Source organism: Vibrio sp. QJM3NY_35 (assembly GCF_057785915.1).
Window position 1 is genome coordinate 1,674,844 of sequence record NZ_CM173508.1, and the last position, 25,901, is coordinate 1,700,744.

Here is a 25,901-nt window from a genome sequence, read left to right on the forward strand (position 1 = left end):
GCGTAGACCATCAGCCTACCAGAGGTGGCAAAAACGCTTTACTGTTTACTCAGCAAAAATCGACGTAAATCTCGCTCAGCGCGCATGACAAACAAGATGTACACTTTGTCACCTTCTTGCTTGTAGAAAACCCGGCATGGATTCACTACGACTTCGCGATAATTGAGGTGATCGAGCTCAGGAGGCAGACGCCCAGACTCAGGAAAATCGACGAGGCGTTCAACTTTGTCGAAGACGTTTTGAACGAGTTGTTTGGCTGCGACCAAATTTTCAAGAGCAATGTATTCTGCGATATCGTTAAGGTCAGATAACGCGGGCTCACTCCAAATCACTTCAGCCATTTTGACATCTTGTCTTTGGCTTCGTCATGACTCAGCGCCTTGCCTTCAGAAATGGCACGCTCACCACGTGCGATCCCTTCGAGGATAGCCAAGCGGTTTTGCATAAACTGATAGTCATCGACGTCAACCAAATATGCAGAAGGTTTGCCATGCTCGGTGATCAACACGGGCTCTTTGGTGTCGTGTAGGTCGGCGAGGATTTTAGTCGCTTGACGCTTAAGGGAAGTAACGAGCTCGACTTTCATGAGAATAACTCCAACTGAAGATTAAAGTGATACTATTGTATCACTCTTAATCTTACAAGTTTAGCGCATAAAAACACCGCGTATTACATCATACTCAATCATTTTACTTATATTCTTCCAGAATGTTAGCTCAACCCTTTTAACGTGAGCGCTTTCATAATGCAGTAAAAGTTCATCCGCGTACTTGATGCTGTGTGTATCTGTGATCCTATGGTAAGCCACTCTCATAAACAGTCCAGCGAAAGCTACTAATATTAAATACCAAGCCAAATTAGGAAGACCAATCGTTAATTCAAAGAGTTCTGTCGTCGTGACTAGTGAGATGAGTGCCACACATAAAAAAGCGGCGGGTAAGGCTGACACCATATACAAGGTGAAGTTTTTTAGTGGTCTATAAAAGTACTCTCGCAATCGCTTTGTTTCATCAACATATTGCTCTTTGAAGCGAAACTTTCCTTCTTCACAAACCAAGTACTGACCACCATCTTTATACAATTCGACCGTACTAGTTGGCTTTTGACTTAACAGCAAAACACAAATTGCATCATAGTTGGCTTCATACTTAAAGAGTAACCGAAACTGTTGTTCGACGACCAACCTCGTTGCAGGGTTAACTTCCTTTTCAAAACTATGGAACAACAACTCTAAGTTCTTCACTTTGAACTGCTTGTGAGATGAAACCAGCTCATGAAAAAATCTCAAGAAAGGCAACAGACCAACTAAAACGGCTATTGCTGCTCCAGTTGAGAACCAATCATTGTACAATGAATCCATGTATTCTCCCTAAATGCAGGCTTAAGTAGTGAGCGACACCAACCTGATAAAAATTGCTCCGTAAAAACTGGTTAAAAAGTCTGTCTTAAGCGCTTACCTCAAGGGAACACGATTCAATTTATTGAAGAGTTCGCCTTCAGGTAATTTTAACATTCCACTAAATTTTTGCATTATGACATGAGCCTCAAAACCAAAATCCTCATAAGTATCATCAGCGATCAAAGCTAATGATGTCGCTGGCCGCCCATCTTTCCAACCATACCGATGAAAACGATTTTGTATATCATGAAATATTGGGACTACATTATAATGAAGCTCACTAATCCGCCTTAGTTCATTATCATCGAGCTTCAGTGTTTGGTCTTTTATTTGAGGTAATTTATAAACATACTCTTCAAAATTGATTAAAATATTAGCTGAATCTCTACTAGGACTCAGAAAGCGGGTTAACGCATAAATTTGCATATCGACAAACTGCATCATGATTTCGTCATCATCATTGTAGTTTTCGTTTGTGATGAAATTGAGATTATTCCCGACACAAAAACCATTGGCTATATGGGGATAATGTTCTGGATATTCTTTAAAAGCCTCTAAAACAGACTTCTCTTGTAGGTTAGTGACATTATCAAAATAGAAAGTACTAGGGTATATAACATAGTCCCACAAACGATTTTCATCGAGGTCACGCTGAACACAGCCAAAATTAACAAATTTATAAGCGACATTTACTGCAAGCTTCATGATTGACCTTTTTATATATTTTACCAAAAAATCATGTAACGCCTAGTTAAACAACGTAAACGCAATTCAACCGCTACGTCGTCCGTTTAATGACTTATTAGGACAATATTTCACTATCAATGTGATAGATTTCTTCCTAGTTTGCTTTATGGGGATAAATTATAACCATAAACTCTAATTATAACAGTGATTTAAATCATTGGATGTAAAACTAGATGCTTACAGCTCAGTCTCTTATAGACGACATGCAAAAAGAGCCACTTTTATAACAAAGAGGCTCTTTTGATTCGTGTGATTTATCGGCGTTTCTTGTAACGTTTTCGTGTGGTGTTCGCCAGCACCACGCGCCCGTTCTTGAGCGTGTGACCTTTCTTAAGTTGGCCGTTTGGTCGTCGACCCTTGCACTTGTGTCCTTTCATTAGGTATCTCCAGTTTTCGTATCCGTTGCTCTTGGTCTTGCTGCACTCGCTTTATCCAGTTGATGTCCGTTTTCAAAGCCGCAATCGTGCCAAGGCTTGAGACTCCGCCTGTCATGGATGCAATAATCAGTGTGTCGATAAAGTCCATCATTTCCCCTTCCATCGCGAGACATAAAACTCGAGGAGATAACGCACAATAACGCACATGCCTAGCGTGTCGACCAAAACAGCACCGACTATAAACCAATAAGAGTTAGGGATGTTCTGCAACGCGTTAAAGCCTTGCTCAACATAGGGCGCGTAAATGGGATTAAAAGACAAAATGAATGGTACGAACGCTCTCATAGACAACAAAGTGTTTCGATAAAACGAGTTCCAAAAAGTGACACTGCAACATAACTGCCCTCCGCTTTAATTGATGAACAGTAAACAGTGGCCTCGTGCCTCGTTATCACAGCAAGCCATAAAGCTCGCACACACAGCTCTGATTACACAAACCGAGCCACTTTAAATTTAACTGTATAAATACACAGTTAAATTATAACCCCCGTAAAAACCGTACTTATTGAGCAAATAACATTCAGAATCAAGAGTCTGCGTTCAATTTTTAAACTTGAATTTGGTCTAATGGTGCGCTTTCCTGTATAAACGTCAATTCTGGATCAGTTTTGGGTATAGCAATTTTATCAATGCTAATACTTTAATCTCCGATTGCGCCAACTCTAAGGCATTGCGCATTACATTCGAATCACGTGTACGGGTTAGTATCATGAGCGACAAAGCATTCCGAAAACTCAACATATTCCTTTCGATTTTTTGCCTAGCAATCACGCTAGTGTCGTTGATCTCTTTTAATACGCTCATGAATAAGAGCCTCGTTATTACACCAGACAAATACCCTACACGCGTTAACACAGACAGAGACCACGATGGTGGCACCGTTGGCTTGTTACAAAGGTCATAAGATGGAATTGAGTTACAGTGTGACTTTGAACGAACCTATAGCTTGCCATTCTGTGAAATTGAGTTCGTTATATCGACACAAGGTAAAGGGCTCGATCTCTCTACGTTCGATTCGGTCACCATTAATATGGATTACCAAGGCCAAGAAGACCCAAGGTTTCGCTTCTACATTCGTAATTACGACAAGAATTACAGCGTGAAAGGCGATGCTATGTCGAACAAGTTCAATCGCTTAGACTTCTCATTACCAGATAAAAACCACATCGACTTAGACTACTTCAATGTTCCTTTCTGGCGGATTGATCATTATAACCGCCCTGTTTCTGATAGCGCTGTAGACATTACGAACGCGGTATCTGTTGAACTCGGGCTTGGTGCCAGCACGCTTGCTGGGCATCATTCACTTAACATCTCGAGTATTGTGTTCCACGGTAAAATCATCAGCAAGGCTTTGCTAGGTGAGCTATTGGTTGGACTATGGGTGGTATACGCGATCTACTATGTCGCTTGTGCTTTACATATTGCACAACGAAACAAAACGCGTTCAGCACAGCAACAACGCCATTTAACCCAAGAAATTGAAGAGCTAAAGGTAAAGGCCACAACCGATCCGTTGACCGGATGTAGAAACCGAACCGAAGCTTTAGATACCTTCTATGATTTCGAATGGTTGGCGCAACAAGGAAAAACGATTCACATCGCGTTGTTTGATTTAGACCATTTTAAGCAGATCAACGATCAACATGGCCACGAAGTGGGTGACAAAGTACTTATTCAGTTTGTCGCAACGGCGAACAAGAGCCTTGGTGAGCAGTACGTGCTTTATCGCTGGGGTGGTGAGGAGTTTCTACTCGTTTGTCTCGAACAAACTGCGCTACAGTGTAATGAATCAATCGATAATTTTTACCTAGCAATGGAGCAAAGCCCTTGGCCTAAAGCGCTTAAAGTCACGGCTTCGACCGGAGTAACGCAGCTTAAGGAGCATGAATCGATACGTGCTGCCATCAAGCGTACAGACAAAGCGCTCTACCAAGCTAAAGACAACGGACGAAACCAAGTCGCTACGTTTTATTAAGGCTCGCTAGACTGGACTGCAGCTCCACATTCAACTCTCGGCCACTACTCAATCAACACGCAGTTAATACCTTGTCGATATCGACTCTCCACTTAAGCGGCCGTTAGATTCTTAAGCGCTAACTAGACAAGCCCATCATAAGCTTTGTTGGCTCATCAGAATTCTAATCGATTCGTATACCTATAAGCGCGCTCTCGCCATCTGCTATAACACCATCTGTAATAACGCCATCAATAGCATTCTCAGGTTGATACGTATCGTTCCTGAATCGCTCTATAAACAGCTCTTCCTTACGCCTCTAAGCTTCCTTAGCACTTGTTCTGCAGTCACGTATTGGCGAGTAAAGCTTGCTCTAACCAGTGCTCGGTCACTCGCGGTATCGGTTTTGAACATTACCGTCGCTACTTATCTCGCACTGTTTTTAGATGAAATCCTCATTTGTCTGCTTGTGAACATTCATACACTCGTATCCGCTAAAAACAGAAGTCACAACGTCACTAGCCTTAAAAAACGCCATATATTGAACCACTTAGGCATGGTGACATAAATACTGACACCTAAAATGGCAATTGTTTTACTTTCAGATCTTACTGTAATTTAATTACAAATAGAAACCGAGAAAAGCTTACAAAGTGGATTACTCCGCTGTAACTTACTGAATAAGCTAGATTTAAGAGTTTTGATTAGGTCGGAATTTAGGGTAACTAAAGAGTGGGTATGTACGAGATAATCTACTAGAGGGGTAATATATTTAGTTATAGTGCATTAAGGTGTTAAAAAAGAAGGGCTGATGCCCTACTCTTCTTTATTACTCATTTCTTCACGAATTTGCTCAGCAACGATTTTGATAGCTTGTGCTGTGCTGATGCCCTGAGTCATCATTTCTTGAATTCGTTCAACAGCTTTCTGTTGTTCTTCGTGAGAAAGGGTTGGTAAGTCGTTTAGCATGTTCTACTCCTTTATTTAGGAGCAGAACTATATAAGGACTGTTAGTAACTAGCAAGGAAATTGATTGAAGCACCCATTGCATTTTCGTTTGTGTAGTTCGCACTTAGATCTAACTGGAACAAGTTGAGTGGCGAGATACCAATACCGGCTGTGACTGTTCCTTCTAAATCAGAGTAAGCCAGGTTCTTGTAGTACCCTCCCCTTAACTTAAGCTGACGTAGAAGATCGACTTCGGTACCAACACGAATCATCTGTTCGTTGTCCTCGAACGAAGTAAACTTCTCTGTCTCGTTTAGGTCGTAATCAACACTCAACGTAAAGTAATCAGAAACGATACCTGCACCCACTGTGTATACCGGCTCTAGTTGGTAAGTGTATTTACCACCAACTTGGTGTGTCGCACTACTTGTGCTGCTGGTAAGTGTTCTTGTTGTGTCTTTTGTTTCGATATCTCTAGAGATCAAGTTAGTTGCTGCAACACCTACTCGGAACGGGCCGAAGAACCAAAGTGCACCGGCATCCATGTTGAATGCAGTGTCGCCATCGCTGTTTTCTCTAACGTCGGACAAATCGTAATCATTAACCGACGCAACATAGTTATACGTATAAATGCGTTGGATCTTAGGTGTGATACCAAATGAGATGTGTTGACCCATAAAGGTTTGGTATTTTGCTAAAGAAAGGCCAACTTCTGCTACGCCTATTGAAACCGCTTCAACAGTAGACAATTCTACTTTGTCTTCATCTGAACCTGTCGTGTAAACGTTAGGAGTCGCAAATGATTCTGTATAAGCTTTAGCGAAAAGGTTTGCCGCGACAAACTGATTAGGAAGAGCAAACGCGACAACACCACCCAATTCTACATTAGCTTGGTTTCCATCAAGTTTGTTAAGCGCTGCATCTAAGTCTGCGGTGTTTGACGCATCAACGACACTATCGATATTCGATTTCATGTCGTTAGGGTCATTATAGGTACCGCCGAAACTTGGCGTGATCATTCCCATGTCATCATTACGACGATAAATCGCAACAAGTGCTGGGTTATAGAATGGAGCTGTTAGGAAGTTTGCTGAAACAACACCAACGCCACCCATCGCATCACCACGCGCTTCAATGGCGTAGTTTGCTGCTGAAAGAGGAAGACTGGCGAATGCAATTGACGCTGCGAGTAGTTTTGTAGTTTTTTTCATGCCGTTTATCTTTGTTAGATCCCTTACATAGTTAACGGCACAATTTTAAATTACTTTAACTCTTCTTCGCTAGAAATATCATAAGTTTTACTGATAGTTTGTGCTTGTTCTATCGCTATGTCACCTTGCCAGCGTGAATGTACCATTGAAACCGCCAAAACATAGCGATCATTGGGAAGTTCTTCGCCAGTGAGGTTCATTGGATAATCAGATTCGTAGCTCTTGCCCCACACCTGTTCATAGTGTTCATCAACGTAATCGTACAAACCGATTTCGAGCTTAGGAAGTGGACAATAAGGATTGAGTAGTTCTTTTTTATCGATTCGCCACGTGTCTTTTGATGCCCAGCGAACTTGTTGACGCATGGCAACTTCACCCAAAACAATCCAAGTGCTCCAAGACTTTCCGCCATCATCTTTTACGCTTAAACGATATAAACCGGATTCAAGTTGAGAGGCTAAATTGTAACGCTTGCGGTATAGACTCACCGATGCATTGTTAACCACTTCACTGTCTTTGGTTAACTCACTGTCCGAAGAAACGATCTTATCGACCCACTTCTCGAAGGTAATGTCTTGAATGTTGTTTTCGGATTCGACATTAATCGATACACGAAAGGTATCTCGGCCAGGGCTTTGAATGATGTGTCTTTTGACGACTATGGAACTGATCCAATCTGGGAGTGTTTTTCTGGTGAGCGTTTTACCACAATCTTTGTTCAATGCTTGATCGAACAGTTCATTGAGGTGATCTTCTCGTGATTGAGAAGAGTTGATTTGCCAAACTTCCACTAATGAATCAAACATCTGAGGTAAATCATTATCTAGCAGATGTTTATGAACTTGAGTCAGAGCATCGCTGCTCTTAAACCAATCCGTTGCTTGCGCGGTATCCGCTACGCAAGAAAACATTAATAGTGGAAGTAAGGCTATTCTCATTACGCTTTCATCTTGTAACCAACGCCACGCAGCGTTTCAATTTCTAGACCCGGCAGTTTCTGTCTTAGTTGCAGAACGTGCGTGTCTACCGTACGTGTTGTTGGGAAATGGTTGTAACCCCATACATGGTCAAGCAGTTCATCACGTGTAAACACACGTCCAAGGTTACTTGCCAAGAACAGTAGAAGGTCAAATTCAGTGCGCGTTAACGTTACTTCTTGTTCATTGAAAAACACTTCACGTGTCGCTTTATCGATAACAAGATTCTGAGCGATCACTTTTGATGCATCTTGTTCTTCAGAGTCTGGCAGTCGAAGTTGAGCTCGAATTCGAGCAAACAGCTCAGCCTCTGCGAATGGCTTTGTTAAGTAGTCGTTTGCACCTGAATCTAGGCCCGCTACTTTGTCTTTTACTGTCACGAGAGCCGTTAGCAAAATAACAGGGATATCTTTCTTTTTCTTCCAACCTGGAAGTGAATCTACTGAGTCACCATCAGGAAGTTGACGGTCTAGAATCACTAGATCCGCTTGTTCCCAATAGCCTTCAACTTCAGAGATCAGTTCTGCATGCAAACATTCATATCCAGCTTGCTCAAGGCTAACTAATAAACCGTCAGCTAAATTTTTGTCATCTTCAACGAGAAGCAATGTCTGTTTCACAAGGTATCTCCAAAATAAATGTTGTTGGGGGGCCAATAAGCGTCATGTGACCGCCCATTTTTCCGACCATAGATTCCACTATCGTCAGACCTAAACCGAGTCCACTCTTGCTTACGAATGGCTTTCTTAGTTGCCCCCAATCTTTGCGAGACAAGTCTCCATTATCTATAACTTTGAATGTCAGCTTCTTGTCAGAAGTATTCAGTTCTAGAATTACTGGAGCCACACCGTATTTCACGGCATTTCTGATTAGGTTATCGATGCACGTTCCTAACCAATATACGTTCACTTTTGCAGCTATATCTTTGTTTACACGCAGTTCAATCCCCGGCGCAAAGTCTTCTTCAACTTTGTATTGGAGCCACTCTTCAACACTTGGCACCCACTCTGTTGCGAGCGGTTGGTTATCTGATTGCAGGTAATCTTTACTTGCTTCCGCCAACTGTCTTAAACGGCGTGTATCTTCACACAGTCTACGGAACTCATCATATACCGATTCTGGTAAGTGTTCGAACTCACGCCTGAACCCTTCCACCGTCAATGACAAACTCGCAATCGGCGTTCTTAATTCGTGCGTTAGGATTTGAAGAACCAGCATGCGACTCTTCATCTCTTGTTTCTTGCTGTTCCAGCGGTAAATCGCCCAACCTAAGACAAGCATGATGTTGGCAATAACCAAGATAAACATGGCGACTTGCAGAAGCTCTGAATGATCTTCTATTTCCCAACACACATTACCACGCTGGACAAAACAGCTTTTACCTTCTGAAGACAAGCTAAACGATAACCCAGCAAGCGTGGCATTTTCGTTCCAGACTGATTTTTTATACAGGTAATATCTGTCGCCGCGTTTTACCCACATCTCATCAAGCTCAACAAACATACTCGCACCCGCTAACAGCGCGGTGATTGCTTCGCTATCCATTTGTTGCAAGCGAGACAGTAGTTCATCGTGTTCGGTGTTTGGTCGCTCTTGAATATGCATAAAGCGCTTCAGAGAGTCGAATTTTTCTGGGTACTTCTCAACGTATCGTGCCGCATAAGAACCGCCGCCAGGGTGAATCAAACCACTACGGCTAAACCAACGGTCAGAAAGCTTGGTGCCTTTACACATTGCACGAGTAAAAACTAAAGGCTCAGTAATCAAAGGGCTTAACGGCAGTTTACCGCTACAGGTTTTTGATAACTGGTATAAGCGCTGAATGTCTTTTAACGGGTACTCTGCTGTTTGTGGCAGCATAGAAGACGGCATGATCAAACGTGTTGGGTAATCAGCCTGTAGCACTCGAATATCGTAAGATTCGATTGCCGTTTCATGATCAAAGAGTTTGGTGAAATTATCGATACGCTCAGGTAAAGAGTCAGCAAATGCGTTTGCAGACACAGACAACGTAGCGATAAGAAGAGTAAATGTTCTTTTGATGATCACAAACCAACGCAAATTCATATAGATCAACCAAATATATACCATTCGCTATCAAAGATAAATTTTTAACCGCATGAAAAACAGTGAGAATGGCGAGCTACAGAGATAAAGGCCAATATATTACGGCCACATTGTACATACGTACTAGTAGGCTGATTGGCAAGCCCAACCTCAATTGCGACAAGTTTTGCATCAGGCTTCGTCAACTTCGTATCAACTGAGATCACACATAGAGTCGCTTTCGTAAGATAAAAAAGGAGCTCAAATGAGCTCCTTATCGAGTTGTTACAGATTGTTTAGAGGTGCTCTCTATAGATGTTCTAAGATACTTAGACAACTCTTTTTAGCATCGCCAAACAGCATCTGCGTGTTCTCTTTGAAGAACAGTGGGTTTTGCACACCGGCGTAACCTGTGTTCATCGAACGCTTGAATACGATAACATTCTGAGCGTTCCAAACTTCAAGTACTGGCATACCAGCAATTGGGCTGTTTGGATCTTCAAGTGCTGCGGGGTTTACGGTGTCATTCGCACCAATTACCAATACAGTATCTGTCTCATCGAAGTCATCGTTGATTTCGTCCATTTCCAGAACGATATCGTAAGGCACTTTTGCTTCAGCAAGCAGTACATTCATGTGACCCGGTAACCTACCTGCAACTGGGTGGATACCAAATCGAACATTAATGCCCTGCGCTCGTAGCTTCTCAGTGATTTCATGCACTGGGTATTGAGCTTGAGCTACTGCCATGCCGTATCCAGGAGTGATGATTACTGACTTAGAGTTTTTCAGCATATCAGCCACATCTTCAGCTGATGTTTCGCGGTGTTCACCCTGCTCTTCATCGCCATCAGACACAACCACTTCTTGGCCGAATCCACCAGCAATAACGCTGATGAAAGAGCGGTTCATCGCCTTACACATAATGTAAGACAGAATCGCACCCGACGAACCAACCAATGCACCTGTTACGATAAGCAGATCGTTTGCAAGCATGAAACCTGCCGCGGCTGCTGCCCAACCAGAGTACGAGTTCAGCATAGAGACAACTACTGGCATATCTGCGCCGCCAATCGATGCCACTAAGTGGTAACCGAATGCGAATGCGATAAGCGTCATCACCATTAGCGCGAACATGCTGCCGTCCGCTTTAACGAACATGATCATCAGTAGTGTAGAAACTACAATAGCCGCTAGATTCCACTTGTGCTTATGAGGGATGTTCAATGCAGACGAAGAGATCACGCCGCGAAGCTTACCAAACGCAACAATAGAACCCGTGAACGTCACCGCACCGATAAACACGCCAAGGAACACTTCCACTAGGTGGATCACGTGCTCTGCATGAATATCTGCAGGGTTGATAGAAACAGTAGCAGGTGGATCGATGTAGCTGTTATAACCTACAAGTACCGCCGCCATACCTACGAAGCTGTGCAGAATCGCCACCAACTCTGGCATTTCAGTCATTTCTACTTTTCTTGCGTAGTGGATACCAATACCACCACCGATCACCATAGCAATGATGATCCATACAATACCTGCAGAGTGAGGACCAAAGATCGTCGCGATCAACGCAATTGCCATACCAGTAATACCGTAATAGTTACCTGCACGCGCAGATTCCTGTTTCGATAACCCAGCCAAGCTCATAATAAAGAATACAGCAGCAACAATATAAGCTGCTTGTACTAATCCTTCAGACATCTGTTACTCCTTAGTCTTTACGGAACATTTCAAGCATACGTTTGGTCACGGTAAAACCACCAAAGATATTGATACTTGCAATTAATACGGCAATAAATGATAAGAACGTGACGACGCCACTTCCTTGTCCGATTTGTAACAGTGCACCTACTACAATGATGCCTGAAATCGCGTTAGTCACGGACATCAAAGGCGTATGCAGAGAATGACTTACATTCCAAACTACGTAATAACCCACCACACAAGCGAGAACAAAAACGGTAAAGTGAGATAAGAACGCAGCAGGAGCAACCGAAGCTACCCAAGCGAATGCACCAACAGCTACCGCCATACCCGCCGCTTTCTTAATTGGAGAAACAGGTTCTTCAACTTTAGGCTCTGGTTTGGCCGCTTTTGGCTTAGCTTGTTGTGGCTGAGCTGAAACTTGAATTGGTGGAGCTGGCCAAGTGACCTCGCCCTCTTTAACGACAGTAACACCACGCAGAACAACATCTTCAAAGTCGATATTGATGTTGCCATCTTTCTCTTTGCAAAGCAGTTTCAGCAGGTTAACTAGGTTCGTTGCATACAGTTGAGATGATTGAGTCGGCAGTCGCCCAACCATATCAGTGTAACCAACCACCTTAACGCCGTTAGCCGTTGTAATGACTTGATCCGCAACCGTGTATTCACAGTTACCGCCATTGGCTGCCGCAAGGTCTACAATCACACTACCTGCACTCATGCTGTCTACCATCTCTTTGGTAATCAGCTTCGGAGCCGGGCGACCTGGAATCAGCGCTGTTGTAATGATGATATCAACGTCTTTCGCTTGAGCTGCATAAAGTTCTTCGGCTTTCTTATTGAATGCTTCAGACATCTCTTTTGCGTAGCCGTCACCAGCACTGGTATCTTCCTTGAAATCCACTTCCAAGAATTCAGCACCCATCGACTCAACTTGTTCTTTAACTTCAGGACGAACATCGAATGAACGAACGATCGCACCTAAGCTACCCGCAGCGCCAATTGCCGCTAGGCCAGCAACACCAGCACCTGCAACAAGTACTTTTGCTGGTGGAACTTTACCCGCAGCCGTAATCTGACCCGTGAAGAATCGACCAAACTCATGCGCCGCTTCAACAACAGCACGATAACCCGCGATGTTTGCCATAGAACTCAATGCATCTAACGCCTGAGCTCTTGAAATTCGTGGAACAGAATCCATCGCCATCACGTTGATGTTACGACTGGACAATTGTTCCATTAATTCTGGATTTTGAGCAGGCCAAATAAAGCTGACCAATGTTGCGCCATCTTTAAGAAGATCGATTTCATTTTTAGACTCGTCAACGATCGGAGCGTTAACTTTAAAGATAATATCGGATTTCCAAGCTTCATCTGCGGTGACAACTTTTGCTCCAGCTTGTTCATAAGCTGCATCTTCAAAACTTGCTAACGCACCTGCTTGTGATTCAACACAAACTTCAAATCCTAATTTTAGAAGCTGTTCTACCGATTTCGGCGAAGCAGCGACTCGCGTTTCACCTGCGAGCGTTTCTCTTGGTACACCAATTTGCATAGCTATTCCTTGACTATTGGCACGAATGACTTATTCGTTTGTATCTAACGACAACTAATACTTCAAGCGTTTTGTTCAAAGAACAGGAAAAGTTATTACTTATAACGATTTGGATGGAATTTGAGCGCTTCATTTGAAGAAATGACGACCGTCTCGAACGAAGAGGTCAAACCACTTGCAAATAATCCTTTAAATAACAACTTACTAGCTGTTCTTTGTCCCTAAAACTAAAAAGAGCTTTCAGCATATACACTGAAAGCTCTCTAAATTATGACCAACATCAATTCTAACCCTATTTGGTTAGCTAAATATATTGTCGCCCATTTGGTCGATGAACATCTGCGATTTTTTTAGCATCAATTCATCGGCATCTTGTTTGTTTGAAACAACATCTGAACGAATAAAACGGTGAGTTTTGATTTCACCGTCGAATTCTTTCTCGATTCGCCCAGCAACACGGTATTGACCAGATTCTGCAATGGCATCTTGATAGATATTGAAACCTTTATATTCGACTGGCTCAATCTCTACTTTTTGTTCGGTTTTTTCTTTGCCACCAAATAATCTAGAAAAGAATCCCACGTTTTTTACTCCTTAAATGACCGTATTCACCCTAAACTATCATGACTGTTTACGGTTCAACAACGGCTTTTCGTACCATTGCAATTCTACGTCATCATCAAAATTGTGTTGACTAAATATAACGGGCACATTGTCGTCACGTTCGCGTCTTCGATCGTCAATGATCATACTTTCAGCATTTTTGACCGCGATCTCGCTATTGCGTTTATAGAGCACCAATTTGTCTTCTGGCAATGCTGAGAGAAAATCGATATCAAAACGAATATAGATAGGTTTTAGCTGACCTAAAGCCAAGCACGCGAGGTCGGCCAACTGTTCATTGGTATAACTAGACACATATTCCTCGGTAGCCAAAACATGACCTACCAGAGTTTCCATATAGTTATGTACATCAACACTAATTTGCATACCACACCTCCATTTGTAGCGGTTGTTTATGACCTAGTTTTGATCAATCAACAACCTTATCCCAGAACTTACATTAATTCCGTTCTAGACCTTACTCGAACTTCATTACAGATTTACAGTTCTCGCTTGTTGGTCATCATGTAACCATTGAGTACAAACCACCTAGATTTTTCTAAGTATCTATAACGACTAATTAATTTCTCATATATACTGTGTAGTTCGTTCTATGGTTAATAGCAACTCAAATACATATAAAAATGATTGCACCAATAGCGACCTATGGCTATGTTTTTGCTCTAATTTAGGTAAAAAGCTTGGCAATCGCTTGTTTAACCGTATCCTACGCATAGTATTAAATAATAAGATCATCAATATAGTTAGGCTCACCACATAAATGGCATCATCTTTTGTAACGTCGAGCATGTTTCGATTTTGCTTCCCTTTAGTCCTGTTAACAATTTTGCTCGTTGGTATGGACAACGTCATTCTCGTGACGAACTCAAATTTAGGGTTTGCTAGCAACCTCCCTTACATTTTATTGAGCGTTGCGGTCCTGCTATGCCACACATTCAGACAAGGTCGAATGGCGATGGTATCGGTGACCATGCTTGTCGCTTATCTAATCATCCAAGTTCGCTTACAAACGCCTCTCAATAATGGCACAACGCTATTAGAGCTCTCGTTACTTGCGGCATTAGTACCTGTCACTTGCTTACTTGTTTATGCCTTCCCTGATAACGGCGTAAACTCAAAGTCGATGCTGCTCTACGCCATCGTTCTCATTCTATTTATGGTGTGGGCACAATTGATCGTCTCTCACTTCCATGCCGGCGGTTTTGAATCATGGAGTGAAGGTCTTCTGTTTATTGTCAGAGACTTCTCCAAACTGCCTTTTGTTTTGGTGTTGTATAGCCTTTGCTTACTTGGCCTTACTGCCATTCTAGTGTTGGTGTATAACCGCTCTATCGATGTTGTGGTTTATAGCGCTATCCTGCTTTCTTCTTGTGCGTTCATCTTCTTCGACGTTCAGTACATCTCGAGCACCATGTTCTCGTTGTCAGGCACGTTGATCATCGTCTATGTGATGTCTGCTAGTCATGATATGGCCTTTAATGACCAACTGACTAACATTCCAGGTCGACACGCCTTAGAAGTCGATATGAAGCACTTAGGGCGTAAGTATTCGATGGCGATGGTCGATATCGATCACTTTAAGCAATTCAACGACACCTACGGCCATGACATTGGCGACGATGTGTTAAAACTGGTGGCGCGTATTCTGAGGGAAACCACAGGCGGCGCTAAAGCTTATCGCTATGGTGGAGAAGAGTTCACGATTATCTTCAAAGGCAAACATTCGGAACAAGTTAAAGAGCACCTTCAAGCTCTGATTTCCGAAGTTCAAAACTACGACATGACGATTCGGAATAGCCATGAGCGCCCCGACGATCATGAAGTGGGTATCAAAAATCGTGGTCAGAACGGAAAACCATCGGAAGTGGTAAACGTGACGGTGAGTATTGGGCTGTCTGATAGCACAACCACCAAGCATCCTGAAGAAGTATTGAAGCTTGCTGACAAGGCACTCTACAAAGCGAAAGAAACCGGCCGAAACAAGCTGTGTGTTGATAGCTAAACGTAAGTGTCGATAACGAGACTAGAGGGAGATTAATCTTGGTTGAAGAAGATAACTAAGCTCCCTCCTTTCAGACTACTTCCGTAATTGATCGTAAACCCAATTCCAACATTATCAACCCAGTCATTAAACAGGTTTGGGTTAAGCAACCAACCTACGCTGCCCTCGTAGTAAGATGTTGTCCCCATAGAAGCCACGGTGTCACCACCAATATCAATTCTTCTTATACTGGAGTACATAGAAGTAATGTTCTTATCCCAGCGTATTAAGTCATAGAAAATCTTGGCTTCATTTGCGATATACCAACCTTCGGGATGACCAATATCGCCGTTATTGGCTTCGCCCCATCCGAAGCCATTAAAGTAATGCCAACTGGTACTGAGTTTATATCTGCCCCAATCATTTTTGTCTTCAAAGGTCAGCTTGATCTTTGGTTCAATTATGTATGCCCATGCATCGGTATTGTAATAGACCCCGTCTAACTGTTCTTGAATAGGTTCTAGTAGTGGAGACCGATATTCAAAGTCATTACGATAATAAGAAATATGATTACCAATTGCAGAGCTGAAACTCCAGTGTTCGTTGAGTTGAGACACATTGGCAAACGCCACGTAACCAGAAATCACTGACTCTTTTTGAAAGTCACTTTTGATTGTTGACGCATATTCCACATCATTCTCAATTCGTAACGCTGACAGGCGTAGCGTTACCTCTTGATGGTTGTCTTCTATGTAACTTGGTAGCTCAAATGTGTAAGGAAGACTGAGAGATGTGATGTTTTGTCGACGACTCACCGAATCGTTCGAACCAATGTCGTCATTGTCCAAACTCAGCACTTTGTTCGGATCGAAGTTATTGATACCAAAAGTGAAAACATCGTTATCGTTGAGTAATACACTGGTGGCAAAGCGCTGCTCTAGATCCTTACGGAAGAGATCAGATAGGGAGTTAGCATTAGCGGTGGTTGGCACTGCAGTTAAAAATAGAGGAGCTGCGGTTAAAAGTAGAGGAACCGCAAGCGTCCAACATGTGCTAGTCACATAAAATGACTTTGAATCTGGCATTTCTCTTATCACTTAAAGCACTTCCTAGCTAAAACGCCAGTAAAGTATAAATTCAAATATCTCAAAGAGCTCGCCAACTAACGAGCAAGCTCCAAAATGTTGCGTTGTATGAAGGTATTTCTGCCACTTTGTTTCGCTTGGTAAAGCGCTTGATCGACCTTTTCGTAAATAGAGGCGATAGATTCTCCCCCATCAGGCACAAATGATAGTACACCTTGTGACACTGTCACTCTATCAGATACCGTTGAGTGCTCATGAGCGTAATCCATTTCATGCAACGCTTCTTTTATACGTGTCGCCTGCAACATAGCAGCATCGCTGTCTGTGTCACTTAGGATAAGAACAAACTCTTCACCGCCGTAGCGACCGACAAACTCTCCCGCACGTACAAAAAGCTGCTTCAAGGTATCGGCAAGCCCTTGCAAGCACTTATCCCCTTGAATATGACCGTAATTATCGTTGTAAGGCTTAAAGAAGTCTACATCTAGCAATATAACTGTCATGGGTATATTACGCCTTCCATGCCACGCAATGCTCTCTTCAAGCTTAGTGTCCATATATCGACGGTTGTTCAATTTGGTCAAGCCATCTTCATTGGCTTGTTGCTGCAGAAGGATGTTCAGTTCTTCGAGTTTGGCTGTGCTTTGTTTTAGCTCTCGTCTCATGTGCGCGATACGCTGCATCGCAATCAACTTAGAATTTAAAACAACTTTGTTTACCGGTTTGATCAGGTAATCATCACCACCAGCGTCAATCGCTTTCGCGATCATCTCAGGTTCTTCGTGGCCACTTAGAAAGATGATCGGAACCCATTCTGGAAATTGCCTACGAACCTCGTTAGCCACCTCAAAACCATCCATCTCTGGCATACTGATATCAAGTAACACAAGTTCAGGATCAAACTCAGAATAAACGTTCAGGGCTTCTTTTCCGCTACCAACAGCTTCCACAATATGACCCAGTTGCTTGAGTCGGATAGCAAGTTGCATCCTATCTAGTTGAACATCATCAACCAGCAATATACGCATCGAAGATCCCTTTTCTATCATCACATCACCTTTATCTAGTGTTGAATATTCAAAGTAGCTCAAATTTGGGCTTAAATCATGCCCTAATCTCTATATTATATTGACTTTTTTACAGATCTTTTTAGCATTGTTTCTTTTTAAAGAGAAATACTATGTCAGACGCTACAAACAACGTACAACAAGAAATCGATTTAACCACCATCTCACCAGAACTTCGTCAAGTTATCGAATTTGATGGCGTGCCAAAAGAGATGCACTTTATGGTTACTTCTATTCACGAAGTGTCTGAAGAAGCAGTACGCGAAGCTTGGGACAGCCTTCCAGCAAGCGCACAAAATGTTTTAGACAACTTCGAACAGTTCCACGCTCTAATCTCAGTTAGTCAAGCTTTCGCTGGTGTTAACGTGATGGAAGAGTTCCCTACTCTTAAACTTCCAGAAGACATGACTGACGAAGAAAAAGAAGAGTACCGTGCTCAACTGCTAGACCAAGTTCTACACAACTGTGTAAAAGACATGGTTAAACAAATCAAGAAAGCTCGTCGTGATGCAATCTTGAAACGTGATTTCAAAGAAGTTTTTACTAAGTAAGTCGCTAATCGCCTAAATCTAGGCAGAGCGCTAACAGTAATACTTAAGATTAAGCCGCATGTTGCATTAAACACGCGGCTTTTTTATATCCGCTATTTTCTGTACGTCTTGCTGTTCGTCGATCGTTACGTCTGTATTTTCTTGTTGCTAATGTTTGTATAATTCGACAAATAAAAAGCATTAACACTCATATAGTGTGGCTCAAAACTGGCAGTTATACCGTATAAAAATGACGCATGTATCCATTCATGGAATCAAGATCGTATTTTCAGAACCTAGAACCGGCAGTATCGCGACAATATCGAAAAGCTGACCTTGTCAGGTTTAATGCGTTACCGCAATATCTCTTTGAGCGACACTCACACCTTTAATTTGAGCGTAAACACGCTGCCCGATTTCTAGATTCAACTCATCCAGCGCCCACAATGTAATGGTTGCCCATAGATAGCATCCAGACTCTAACTCTAGCTCGACAGCGACACTCTGCTTATTTGTGCCTTGTTGGTGCGTCTCTACGCTTTTAATGGTGACAGGAAGGATGTTACGTATCGAAGTTCCTTTCGGCTGTTCTAGCGTGATAGAGACATCATTTGCCCTAACTTGCAGCCTCACTGTCGTACCAAGCTCACTCGATACTTTCTGAACCCATAACGACGTCGACTTTCCTAGCATCAGGCGAGACAGCGCATAATCGTCATTGTGTTCCGCTAATGTCGCTTCAAACAACGAGCTTTGCTCTGAGAAAGATTGCCAAGGTTGCATGGCTCTCGATGCCCAAACCTCTTCCGTCACACCCGACGAAATCACTTTGCCTTGGTCAATAATCACAAGGTGATTTGCCAAGCGTAAAATTTCATTGAGGCTATGAGTGACATAGATGATCGGTATTTGGACGGTTTCGGATAAGTTTTCCAGAAATGGCATCACTTCGCGCTTACGAGGCAAGTCAAGAGACGCTAAAGGCTCATCCATCAACAGAATGCTTGGCTTAGATAACAGTGCACGGCCAATGGCCACACGCTGCTTCTCTCCGCCAGATAAGCGAGCTGGATAACGATCAAGTAACAAACCCAAAGATAACAACGAGACAATTTGGTCAAAATGCGCTTTATCGACGCTTTTCATGCCGTATTTAAGGTTCGCCGTCACCTTCATGTGTGGGAACAATCGCGACTCTTGGAACACATAACCGACGTTGCGTTTGTGAGTCGGCAAATTAATGCCATTTTGACTATCGAACAGTGTGGTGCCAGATACGCTGATCAAACCTTTATCGGGCTGTTTAAGGCCACTGATCGCATTGATAAGTGAGGTTTTACCCGCACCAGAACGACCGAAGATTGCCGTAATGCCGCTACTTGGTAATTCCAAATCGATATCAAAGAAGGTTTCACCAAGTTGTTGCTGATACTGAAGGATCAAAGCACTCATGCATTGCCTCCCAAGCGTTGTGCCGACTTTTTGTTAAGCCACTCAGAAAGCATCAATGAACCCAGCGCTATCACAATAGAAATGACACACAAACGCGCCGCTTCCATTTCCGCACCAGGGGTTTCAATAAAGGTATACATAGCCAATGGAATGGTTTGAGTTTCTCCGGGAATATTTGAAACGAAGCTGATGGTCGCGCCAAACTCCCCTAGGCTTCTTGCGAATGAAAGCATGGTGCCGGTAATGATCCCTGGGATCATCAAGGGTAAAGTGATCGTGAAAAACACACGAAGAGGTGAAGCGCCTAATGTAGCAGCAGCCTCTTCAAGTTTACTGTCTACGGTTTCTAGGCTCAATCTAATAGAGCGAACCATCAATGGCAGCGCCACAACCACACAAGCGAGTGCTGCGCCCTTCCAGCTAAAGCTGAACACAATACCAAACACGTCATTAAGCCACGAGCCGATGATGCCTTGCCTGCCCATCATCACTAACAGTAAATAGCCGATGACCACAGGTGGAAGTACCAAGGGTAAATGGACAATGCTCTCTACAATGCTCTTGCCTACAAATTGCTTCTTAGCAAGTAGCCATGCTAAACCAATGCCGATTGGGATAAGCCATAAGATGGCAAATCCAGCGACTTTTAAGCTCAGCATTAAGGCTTGGTATTCGTATTCCGATAAATACATCATCTAACGCACTTCAAATCCAAAACTGTTCAAGGAGTCTTTCGCTTTTTGGCTCTTTAGGAAAGTATAGAACTCTTCTGCAACGACTTTATCGCTCAATTTCGCTACAGGGTAACGTATTGGCGTATGCAAATCTGATGGGAAGGCCGACACTAGGTTTACTTCTTTAGAAAGCAACGCATCCGTTTTGTAGACAATGCCAAGCTTAGCTTCACTACGCTCGACTAAGGCTAAGGCCATACGAACATTGTTACTTGGTGCTAATCGAGTCTTCACATCGTCCCATACACCTAACGTTTCTAACGCTTCTTTTGCATAGATACCAGCAGGAACCGACATGGTGTTACCCACTGCAAGCCTTTCATTAGTAAGCAGTTCAGCCCATTGCTCACCTTTTGATAGATCTAATGTTACCGATGTCTCGTTCGGTGAAATCAGTACCAATTCGTTTTCGCAAAGATTTGTGACATTGTCACTAGAAACAAATTTGCGATCGACTAAATGCGTCATCCATTTTTCATTTGCCGAGATAAAAATGTCTGCTGGTGCTCCTCTTTCGATTTGTCGTACCAAAGACGACGTACTCGCGTACACAGGAATCACATCGACAGAATGGTCTTTCTCAAACTCTTCAACCAACAGATTAACCGCATTAGTCATCGACGATGCAGCGTAAACTCGTAGCTTTTCGGCAGCAAAAAGATGACTAGAACTCAATGCCGAAGTTAAGGCCATGGTTAAAAGGAAGACTCGCTTTATCATTGTTATCACTTATCTATTGTTCGTTTAGGTTCTTTAGTTAACTTCTAATTGGCGGCTTAAACGGTTAATTCTGGCCAAAGCAGGTCAAGATTTAAGTACTCTTCGATGGCATCAGCGATTCGATTAATACCCAGCTCTTTAAGCTGTTCGTGGTCAATCGCGGTCATATCGCTGGCTCCTGCCCATTCGCAAATCAGCGATAACGCATCACTGTTGTCGAATACGCCATGCACGTAAGTACCAAAAATCGAGTTATCTTGATTCACAGCGCCATCTAGGCTGCGAGATTCTAACTGAACCGGTAAGACTGTTTCTTTGACATCAGTCTTGCCTACGTGGATTTCATACCCTTTTACTTGTGCTGTTTTGCCATCCAGCGTCATAGTGCCGCGTACGTTGGTTAAGGTTTTCTTCTGTGTAAGGGTCGTTTCAGTATTCAGATATCCTAACCCTTCGCTGCTGCCGGGTTCCCCTTCAACGCCATCAGGATCGTGAATAATGTTACCTAACATTTGATAGCCGCCGCAGATACCCATTACTTTGCCGCCTAAGCGCAGGTGGCGTTGAATATCTTTATCCCAGCCTTGTTGTTTTAGGTAATCCAAATCTGCTCTTACCGACTTTGTACCCGGCAAGATAATTAAATCAGCGTTGTTTACACGTTCACCTTTACCGACATAACGTAAATCAATCGAAGGATTCAGTCTTAACGCGTCAAAGTCTGTATGGTTGCTGATTCGGGTTAGCACTGGCACCACCACCTTAAGCTTAGCTTCTCCGTCAGACTCTTGAGCAGAGGTAATGGCATCTTCCGCTTCTAAGTTAAAACCATGCAGATATGGCAAAACACCAATAACTGGCTTGCCGGTTTTCTCCTCTAACCAATCTAGGCCAGATTGAAGAAGTGCGATATCGCCTCTAAAACGATTTATCACAAAGCCTTTTACACGAGCTTGTTCGGATTCAGACAATAGAGCTAATGTGCCGTAGAGATGCGCAAAAACGCCACCACGGTCAATATCAGCAACGATGATCACTGGGATGTCCGCTGTCTCTGCAAATCCCATGTTAGCGATATCATTTTCGCGAAGATTGATTTCGGCTGGGCTACCCGCACCCTCAATCATCACGCTTTCATATTCTTCAGAAAGTCGGTCAAACGAATCGATAACCGTATCCATCGCAACTTTCTTGTAATCATGATATCCCATCGCTTCCATGTTACTCAGCGCTCGGCCTTGCAGAATCACTTGCGCGCCGGTATCTGAATTAGGCTTTAGCAATACAGGGTTCATGTGAACGGTTGGCTCTATATTACAAGCTTGCGCCTGAACTGCTTGAGCGCGACCAATTTCGCCACCATCTTTTGTCACAGCACTGTTTAAGGCCATATTCTGTGGTTTGAAAGGTGCCACTTTGACTCCTTTCCTTGCCAAAACACGGCATAAACCTGCCACCAAAACACTTTTTCCGGCATCTGACGTTGTCCCTTGAACCATAAGGGCACTTAATGGTGCTCGCATTTTTACTTAAATCCTTAATTTCTTAATTTCTTAATTTCTTAATTTTCAATTTATAGCTTTGGGCAATCTCTCTCTGCCTCCATCTTAACGTCATTGCCGAGTAGATGCTCAATAAAATGAATGGAAAATGAATGCGTTACTCACTCTGGATTCAACCCCAGTGTTGTTTAATAGCTCCATCGAAACGAAGCTTGTGAACGATAACAGGCGCTTCAACAAAAAACGTACTAACGAAAAGAAACGTTTCAAATTCAGAAAAACGTTTCTACTAAAAACAACATTAAGGGATTCACCATGAAAAAAACTGTATTAGCTATCGCATCTACTATTATCCTTACTCCTACTTTCGCAATGGCTAGTGACCACAACAATAATAATCTCAACAGCAAGCACGAAAGCGCTATTGCTTATACTGGACCGATTGAAACCGTTTCTGTTGCGACACTACTTGCCGACACAAGCATGTTCGCAGAGCAAGAAGCAATTGTGGATGGCAAGATTGTTCGTCAACTAAAGAATGACACGTTTGTCTTCTCTGATGGCCAGAGTGAAATTCAAATCGAACTGGATGATGATATCCGCCTAGCACAACCACTGACCGCTGATACAAAAGTTCGTATCTTCGGCGAATATGAAGGCGGCAATACACCGGAAATCGAAGTGGACCACATCCAGGTTCTATAAGCGATTAATATAAAAATACTGACTTCAAATAATTGGCCTGCATATTGCAGGCTTTTTTGTATTATACTGCCGAAAAATACAATTTATATGGAGTCACCATGCTAGGTTGCACGAATAAGACTGTCCTTTTAGGACTCGCTGCACTGTGTTCATTCTCTGCGTCTGCAAACAACTTTAACTACAACACATTCGAGCTGCGCATGGGTACTAGCCCAAGTACTTTCGGTGGTGAAGTCACAACAATGTTCACTCAGAACTCTCACTTTGTTGCTCGTATCGATTCAGAGTTTGAAAGTGACTGGGATGCAGCGGTAGGTATGGGGTTCAACGGCCCAATTAGTCAATTTGCTGACGTTACGGGTCAAATGCTATTACACAACATTGAACGTAATGACGACAATCACATCAAGACTGAAATCAACATCGGTTTGAGAGCGTGGTTAATGGCAAACGTTGAAGTTAACGCACGCCTTGGTCAACTGATCGACAACGATGACACTCGTTCAATTGTGGGTATCGGTGCTCGTTTCCATTCAACTGATCAACTGTCTGTTGGTCTTGATATGCGCAATAACGGCACATATGGCCACCAAATCTTAATGTCGGCTCGATTCGGATTCTAATCTAGATTTCAATTACTGAGTAATAAATAGCTATACGTATTACATAGAAAAGCCCCGAACATATTAATGTTCGGGGCTTTTTTGTTTGTTAGTTTCGCTGGCTTTTAGTCGTTCACGACCTGAGCCAGCGACTTGCTTTATAAATTAACCATCAGCATCTTTTTCTGATGATCTAAGTACTCTTCATAAGTACCTTGGAAGCTCACTAGCTGTTGATCTTTTACATCGATGATGTGTGTTGCCAGTGAAGAAACGAACTCACGGTCATGGCTTACGAAGATCAGCGTGCCCGTGTAAACCTTCAACGCGTCGTTAAGGGCTTGGATTGCCTCCATGTCCATGTGGTTAGTTGGTTCGTCCATTACAAGCACGTTGATGTCTTGCATCATTAGCTTGCCGAATAACAGACGGTTCTTTTCACCACCAGAACAGTTACGCGCTTTCTTGTTTGCATCATCAGCAGTAAACAATAAACGGCCTAGAATGCCACGTACCATCAGGTCATCGTGCTTCACTGTGCGCCATTGTGAGATCCAATCGAAGATGCTCAGGTCGTTATCAAAGTCAGACGTACTATCTTGTGGACAGTAACCTACCGATGCGTTTTCTGACCATTTAACGATACCTTCATTTTGTTCTAGCTCTTGAACTAGGCAACGTAGCAGCGTGGTTTTACCCACACCGTTCTCACCGATAACCGCAAGACGAGTACCTGCTTCAAGTAGCATGTTACCACCAGCAAACAATGTTTCACCATCGAAGCCGTGACCAAGGTCTTGAAGTTCAAGCGCTTGACGGTGTAGTTTCTTACCTTCGCCAAAATCAATAGATGGGCTCATACGGCTCGATGATTTCACTTCATCAAGCGTGATTTTGTCCATTTTCTTAGCGCGAGAGCTTGCTTGTTTTGCTTTAGATGCGTTAGCACCAAAACGGTTTACGAAATCTTGAAGCTCGCTGATTTCAGCCGCTTTCTTAGCGTTGCTTGCTAGAAGCTGTTCACGAATCAAGCCAGATGCTTCTAGGAAGTACTCGTAGTTACCAGGGTAAACACGGAGCTCACCGTAGTCGATATCGGCCATGTGCGTACACACAGAATTCAGGAAGTGTCTATCGTGCGAAATGATGATCATTGTACATTTACGCTGGTTTAGCTCTTCAGCAAGCCAGTTGATCGTGTGGATGTCCAAGTTGTTGGTTGGTTCATCAAGAAGCAGGATATCTGGGTTTGCAAACAAAGCTTGTGCCAATAGCACACGCAGTTTCCAACCAGGAGCAACTTGCTGCATCAAGCCGAAATGGAACTCTTCTTCAATACCCGCTTGAATTAGGATGTCGCCAGCACGGCTTTCTGCTGTGTAGCCATCCATTTCCGCGAATTCACTTTCAAGTTCTGCGACTTTCATGCCGTCGTCTTCGCTCATTTCTGGTAAAGAGTAAATGCGGTCACGTTCTTGTTTTACTTCCCAAAGTTTTCTGTCGCCCATGATCACAACGTCGATAACGCTGTACTGTTCGAAAGCGAACTGATCTTGGCTTAGCACACCCAGTTTTTCTCCTGGAGTGATAGAAACGTTGCCCGAGCTTGGCGTTAATGCGCCACTTAGGATTTTCATGAACGTTGATTTTCCGCAACCATTAGCGCCGATCAAACCATAACGGTTGCCGTTACCAAATTTAGCAGAGATGTTTTCAAACAGCGGCTCTGCGCCAAATTGCATTGTGATGTTCGCGGTAGATATCAAAGAACTAATTCCTAAGCGTGTACTGACAGATAATTATTAGGCTATTTCAAGAACCTAAATAAGAAGTACGAAAGTATGGATTAAACAAAAATCGAAGCGCGGATTATATAGAGATCTCGATCACGTTGTCGAGGCTAAACAGTAAA

25 protein-coding genes and 2 pseudogenes are annotated in these 25,901 nt (G+C 43.0%); 5 read left to right on the top strand and 22 right to left on the bottom strand.

Annotation, left to right across the window (positions count from 1 at the left end; translation table 11 throughout):
- Nucleotides 1-38 precede the first annotated feature (38 nt).
- The 6 genes and pseudogenes from AC3CH3_RS22610 to AC3CH3_RS22635 form a co-directional block, all read right to left on the bottom strand.
- Nucleotides 39-341 (bottom strand): type II toxin-antitoxin system RelE/ParE family toxin, encoded by a 303-nt coding sequence (locus AC3CH3_RS22610; RefSeq protein WP_017093597.1) that lies wholly within the window; start codon nucleotides 339-341, stop codon nucleotides 39-41.
- Entirely contained in the window at nucleotides 329-586 is a 258-nt protein-coding gene (locus AC3CH3_RS22615) for a type II toxin-antitoxin system Phd/YefM family antitoxin (RefSeq protein WP_016787072.1), read from the bottom strand. Before AC3CH3_RS22615 ends, AC3CH3_RS22610 begins: the two co-directional genes overlap by 13 nt.
- Nucleotides 587-646: 60 nt before the next feature.
- Nucleotides 647-1,360 (bottom strand): hypothetical protein, encoded by a 714-nt coding sequence (locus tag AC3CH3_RS22620; RefSeq protein WP_488538514.1) that lies wholly within the window; start codon nucleotides 1,358-1,360, stop codon nucleotides 647-649.
- 93 nt (nucleotides 1,361-1,453) lie between these two features.
- Nucleotides 1,454-2,104, bottom strand: a complete 651-nt coding sequence (locus tag AC3CH3_RS22625; protein ID WP_488538515.1) for a hypothetical protein — start codon at nucleotides 2,102-2,104, stop codon at nucleotides 1,454-1,456.
- A gap of 372 nt (nucleotides 2,105-2,476) precedes the next feature.
- A complete protein-coding gene (locus AC3CH3_RS22630; RefSeq protein ID WP_488539090.1) occupies nucleotides 2,477-2,674 on the bottom strand; it encodes a hypothetical protein in 198 nt (65 codons plus the stop codon).
- Nucleotides 2,671-2,862, bottom strand: a pseudogene (locus AC3CH3_RS22635) (hypothetical protein); the annotation flags it as partial. The pseudogene AC3CH3_RS22635 and the gene AC3CH3_RS22630, both read right to left, overlap by 4 nt.
- Nucleotides 2,863-3,253: 391 nt before the next feature.
- Here AC3CH3_RS22635 and AC3CH3_RS22640 point away from each other — a divergent pair.
- A pseudogene (locus tag AC3CH3_RS22640) lies at nucleotides 3,254-4,561 on the top strand (GGDEF domain-containing protein).
- 795 nt (nucleotides 4,562-5,356) lie between these two features.
- On the opposite strand, the gene AC3CH3_RS22645 reads toward AC3CH3_RS22640, so the two are convergent.
- The 9 genes from AC3CH3_RS22645 to AC3CH3_RS22685 form a co-directional block, all read right to left on the bottom strand.
- A complete protein-coding gene (locus AC3CH3_RS22645; protein ID WP_004731009.1) occupies nucleotides 5,357-5,509 on the bottom strand; it encodes a YoaH family protein in 153 nt (50 codons plus the stop codon).
- Nucleotides 5,510-5,550: 41 nt separating this feature from the next.
- A complete protein-coding gene (locus AC3CH3_RS22650; protein WP_488538516.1) occupies nucleotides 5,551-6,699 on the bottom strand; it encodes a conjugal transfer protein TraF in 1,149 nt (382 codons plus the stop codon).
- Between the two features lie 50 nt (nucleotides 6,700-6,749).
- A complete protein-coding gene (locus AC3CH3_RS22655; protein ID WP_488538517.1) occupies nucleotides 6,750-7,637 on the bottom strand; it encodes a DUF2861 family protein in 888 nt (295 codons plus the stop codon).
- Nucleotides 7,637-8,296 (bottom strand): response regulator transcription factor VxrB, encoded by a 660-nt coding sequence (vxrB, locus tag AC3CH3_RS22660; RefSeq protein WP_017060099.1) that lies wholly within the window; start codon nucleotides 8,294-8,296, stop codon nucleotides 7,637-7,639. Before vxrB ends, AC3CH3_RS22655 begins: the two co-directional genes overlap by 1 nt.
- Entirely contained in the window at nucleotides 8,271-9,743 is a 1,473-nt protein-coding gene (gene vxrA / locus AC3CH3_RS22665) for a sensor histidine kinase VxrA (RefSeq protein ID WP_017065947.1), read from the bottom strand. Before vxrA ends, vxrB begins: the two co-directional genes overlap by 26 nt.
- 288 nt (nucleotides 9,744-10,031) lie before the next feature.
- Complete coding sequence (pntB, locus tag AC3CH3_RS22670) at nucleotides 10,032-11,429, bottom strand: Re/Si-specific NAD(P)(+) transhydrogenase subunit beta (RefSeq protein WP_019822689.1); 1,398 nt, start codon at nucleotides 11,427-11,429, stop codon at nucleotides 10,032-10,034.
- Between the two features lie 10 nt (nucleotides 11,430-11,439).
- A complete protein-coding gene (gene pntA / locus AC3CH3_RS22675; RefSeq protein WP_019822691.1) occupies nucleotides 11,440-12,987 on the bottom strand; it encodes a Re/Si-specific NAD(P)(+) transhydrogenase subunit alpha in 1,548 nt (515 codons plus the stop codon).
- Between the two features lie 300 nt (nucleotides 12,988-13,287).
- Nucleotides 13,288-13,569 (bottom strand): HlyU family transcriptional regulator, encoded by a 282-nt coding sequence (locus AC3CH3_RS22680; protein WP_004731023.1) that lies wholly within the window; start codon nucleotides 13,567-13,569, stop codon nucleotides 13,288-13,290.
- 39 nt (nucleotides 13,570-13,608) lie between these two features.
- Entirely contained in the window at nucleotides 13,609-13,977 is a 369-nt protein-coding gene (locus AC3CH3_RS22685) for a late competence development ComFB family protein (RefSeq protein ID WP_017060104.1), read from the bottom strand.
- Nucleotides 13,978-14,371: 394 nt separating this feature from the next.
- Between AC3CH3_RS22685 and AC3CH3_RS22690 the strand changes: the two genes are divergently transcribed.
- Entirely contained in the window at nucleotides 14,372-15,613 is a 1,242-nt protein-coding gene (locus AC3CH3_RS22690; RefSeq protein ID WP_488538518.1) for a GGDEF domain-containing protein, read from the top strand.
- A gap of 32 nt (nucleotides 15,614-15,645) precedes the next feature.
- Here the strand turns inward: AC3CH3_RS22690 and AC3CH3_RS22695 are convergent, their stop codons facing one another.
- Both AC3CH3_RS22695 and AC3CH3_RS22700 read right to left on the bottom strand, forming a co-directional pair.
- A complete protein-coding gene (locus AC3CH3_RS22695; protein WP_237298138.1) occupies nucleotides 15,646-16,677 on the bottom strand; it encodes a Solitary outer membrane autotransporter beta-barrel domain in 1,032 nt (343 codons plus the stop codon).
- A 77-nt stretch (nucleotides 16,678-16,754) separates the two neighbouring features.
- Nucleotides 16,755-17,726: a GGDEF domain-containing response regulator gene (locus tag AC3CH3_RS22700; protein WP_488538519.1), complete on the bottom strand. Its 972-nt coding sequence runs from the start codon at nucleotides 17,724-17,726 to the stop codon at nucleotides 16,755-16,757.
- A gap of 131 nt (nucleotides 17,727-17,857) precedes the next feature.
- Between AC3CH3_RS22700 and AC3CH3_RS22705 the strand changes: the two genes are divergently transcribed.
- A complete protein-coding gene (locus AC3CH3_RS22705; RefSeq protein WP_488538520.1) occupies nucleotides 17,858-18,295 on the top strand; it encodes a DUF3069 domain-containing protein in 438 nt (145 codons plus the stop codon).
- 324 nt (nucleotides 18,296-18,619) lie between these two features.
- Here the strand turns inward: AC3CH3_RS22705 and modC are convergent, their stop codons facing one another.
- Genes modC through AC3CH3_RS22725 form a run of 4 tightly spaced genes read right to left on the bottom strand, consistent with a single transcriptional unit; the run spans nucleotide 18,620 to nucleotide 22,703 of the window.
- Nucleotides 18,620-19,726: a molybdenum ABC transporter ATP-binding protein ModC gene (gene modC / locus AC3CH3_RS22710; RefSeq protein WP_488538521.1), complete on the bottom strand. Its 1,107-nt coding sequence runs from the start codon at nucleotides 19,724-19,726 to the stop codon at nucleotides 18,620-18,622.
- Entirely contained in the window at nucleotides 19,723-20,421 is a 699-nt protein-coding gene (modB, locus tag AC3CH3_RS22715) for a molybdate ABC transporter permease subunit (protein WP_019822703.1), read from the bottom strand. The genes modC and modB overlap by 4 nt, the downstream gene beginning before the upstream one ends.
- On the bottom strand, nucleotides 20,422-21,180 hold the full coding sequence (gene modA / locus AC3CH3_RS22720; protein WP_019822705.1) for a molybdate ABC transporter substrate-binding protein: 759 nt from the start codon (nucleotides 21,178-21,180) through the stop codon (nucleotides 20,422-20,424). It lies immediately after the preceding gene.
- A 56-nt stretch (nucleotides 21,181-21,236) separates the two neighbouring features.
- Nucleotides 21,237-22,703: a cobyric acid synthase gene (locus AC3CH3_RS22725; protein WP_488538522.1), complete on the bottom strand. Its 1,467-nt coding sequence runs from the start codon at nucleotides 22,701-22,703 to the stop codon at nucleotides 21,237-21,239.
- Between the two features lie 294 nt (nucleotides 22,704-22,997).
- On the opposite strand from AC3CH3_RS22725, the gene AC3CH3_RS22730 reads away from it, so the two are divergent.
- Nucleotides 22,998-23,387 (top strand): YgiW/YdeI family stress tolerance OB fold protein, encoded by a 390-nt coding sequence (locus tag AC3CH3_RS22730; protein WP_488538523.1) that lies wholly within the window; start codon nucleotides 22,998-23,000, stop codon nucleotides 23,385-23,387.
- 98 nt (nucleotides 23,388-23,485) lie between these two features.
- Nucleotides 23,486-24,010 carry a hypothetical protein gene (locus tag AC3CH3_RS22735; protein WP_019822713.1) on the top strand — a complete coding sequence of 175 codons (525 nt, stop codon included), beginning with the start codon at nucleotides 23,486-23,488 and terminating at the stop codon, nucleotides 24,008-24,010.
- 137 nt (nucleotides 24,011-24,147) lie between these two features.
- Here AC3CH3_RS22735 and AC3CH3_RS22740 read toward each other — a convergent pair whose 3' ends face one another.
- Nucleotides 24,148-25,755, bottom strand: coding sequence for an ABC-F family ATPase (locus AC3CH3_RS22740; RefSeq protein WP_488538524.1), 1,608 nt, complete (start codon nucleotides 25,753-25,755; stop codon nucleotides 24,148-24,150).
- Between the last annotated feature and the right edge of the window lie 146 nt (nucleotides 25,756-25,901).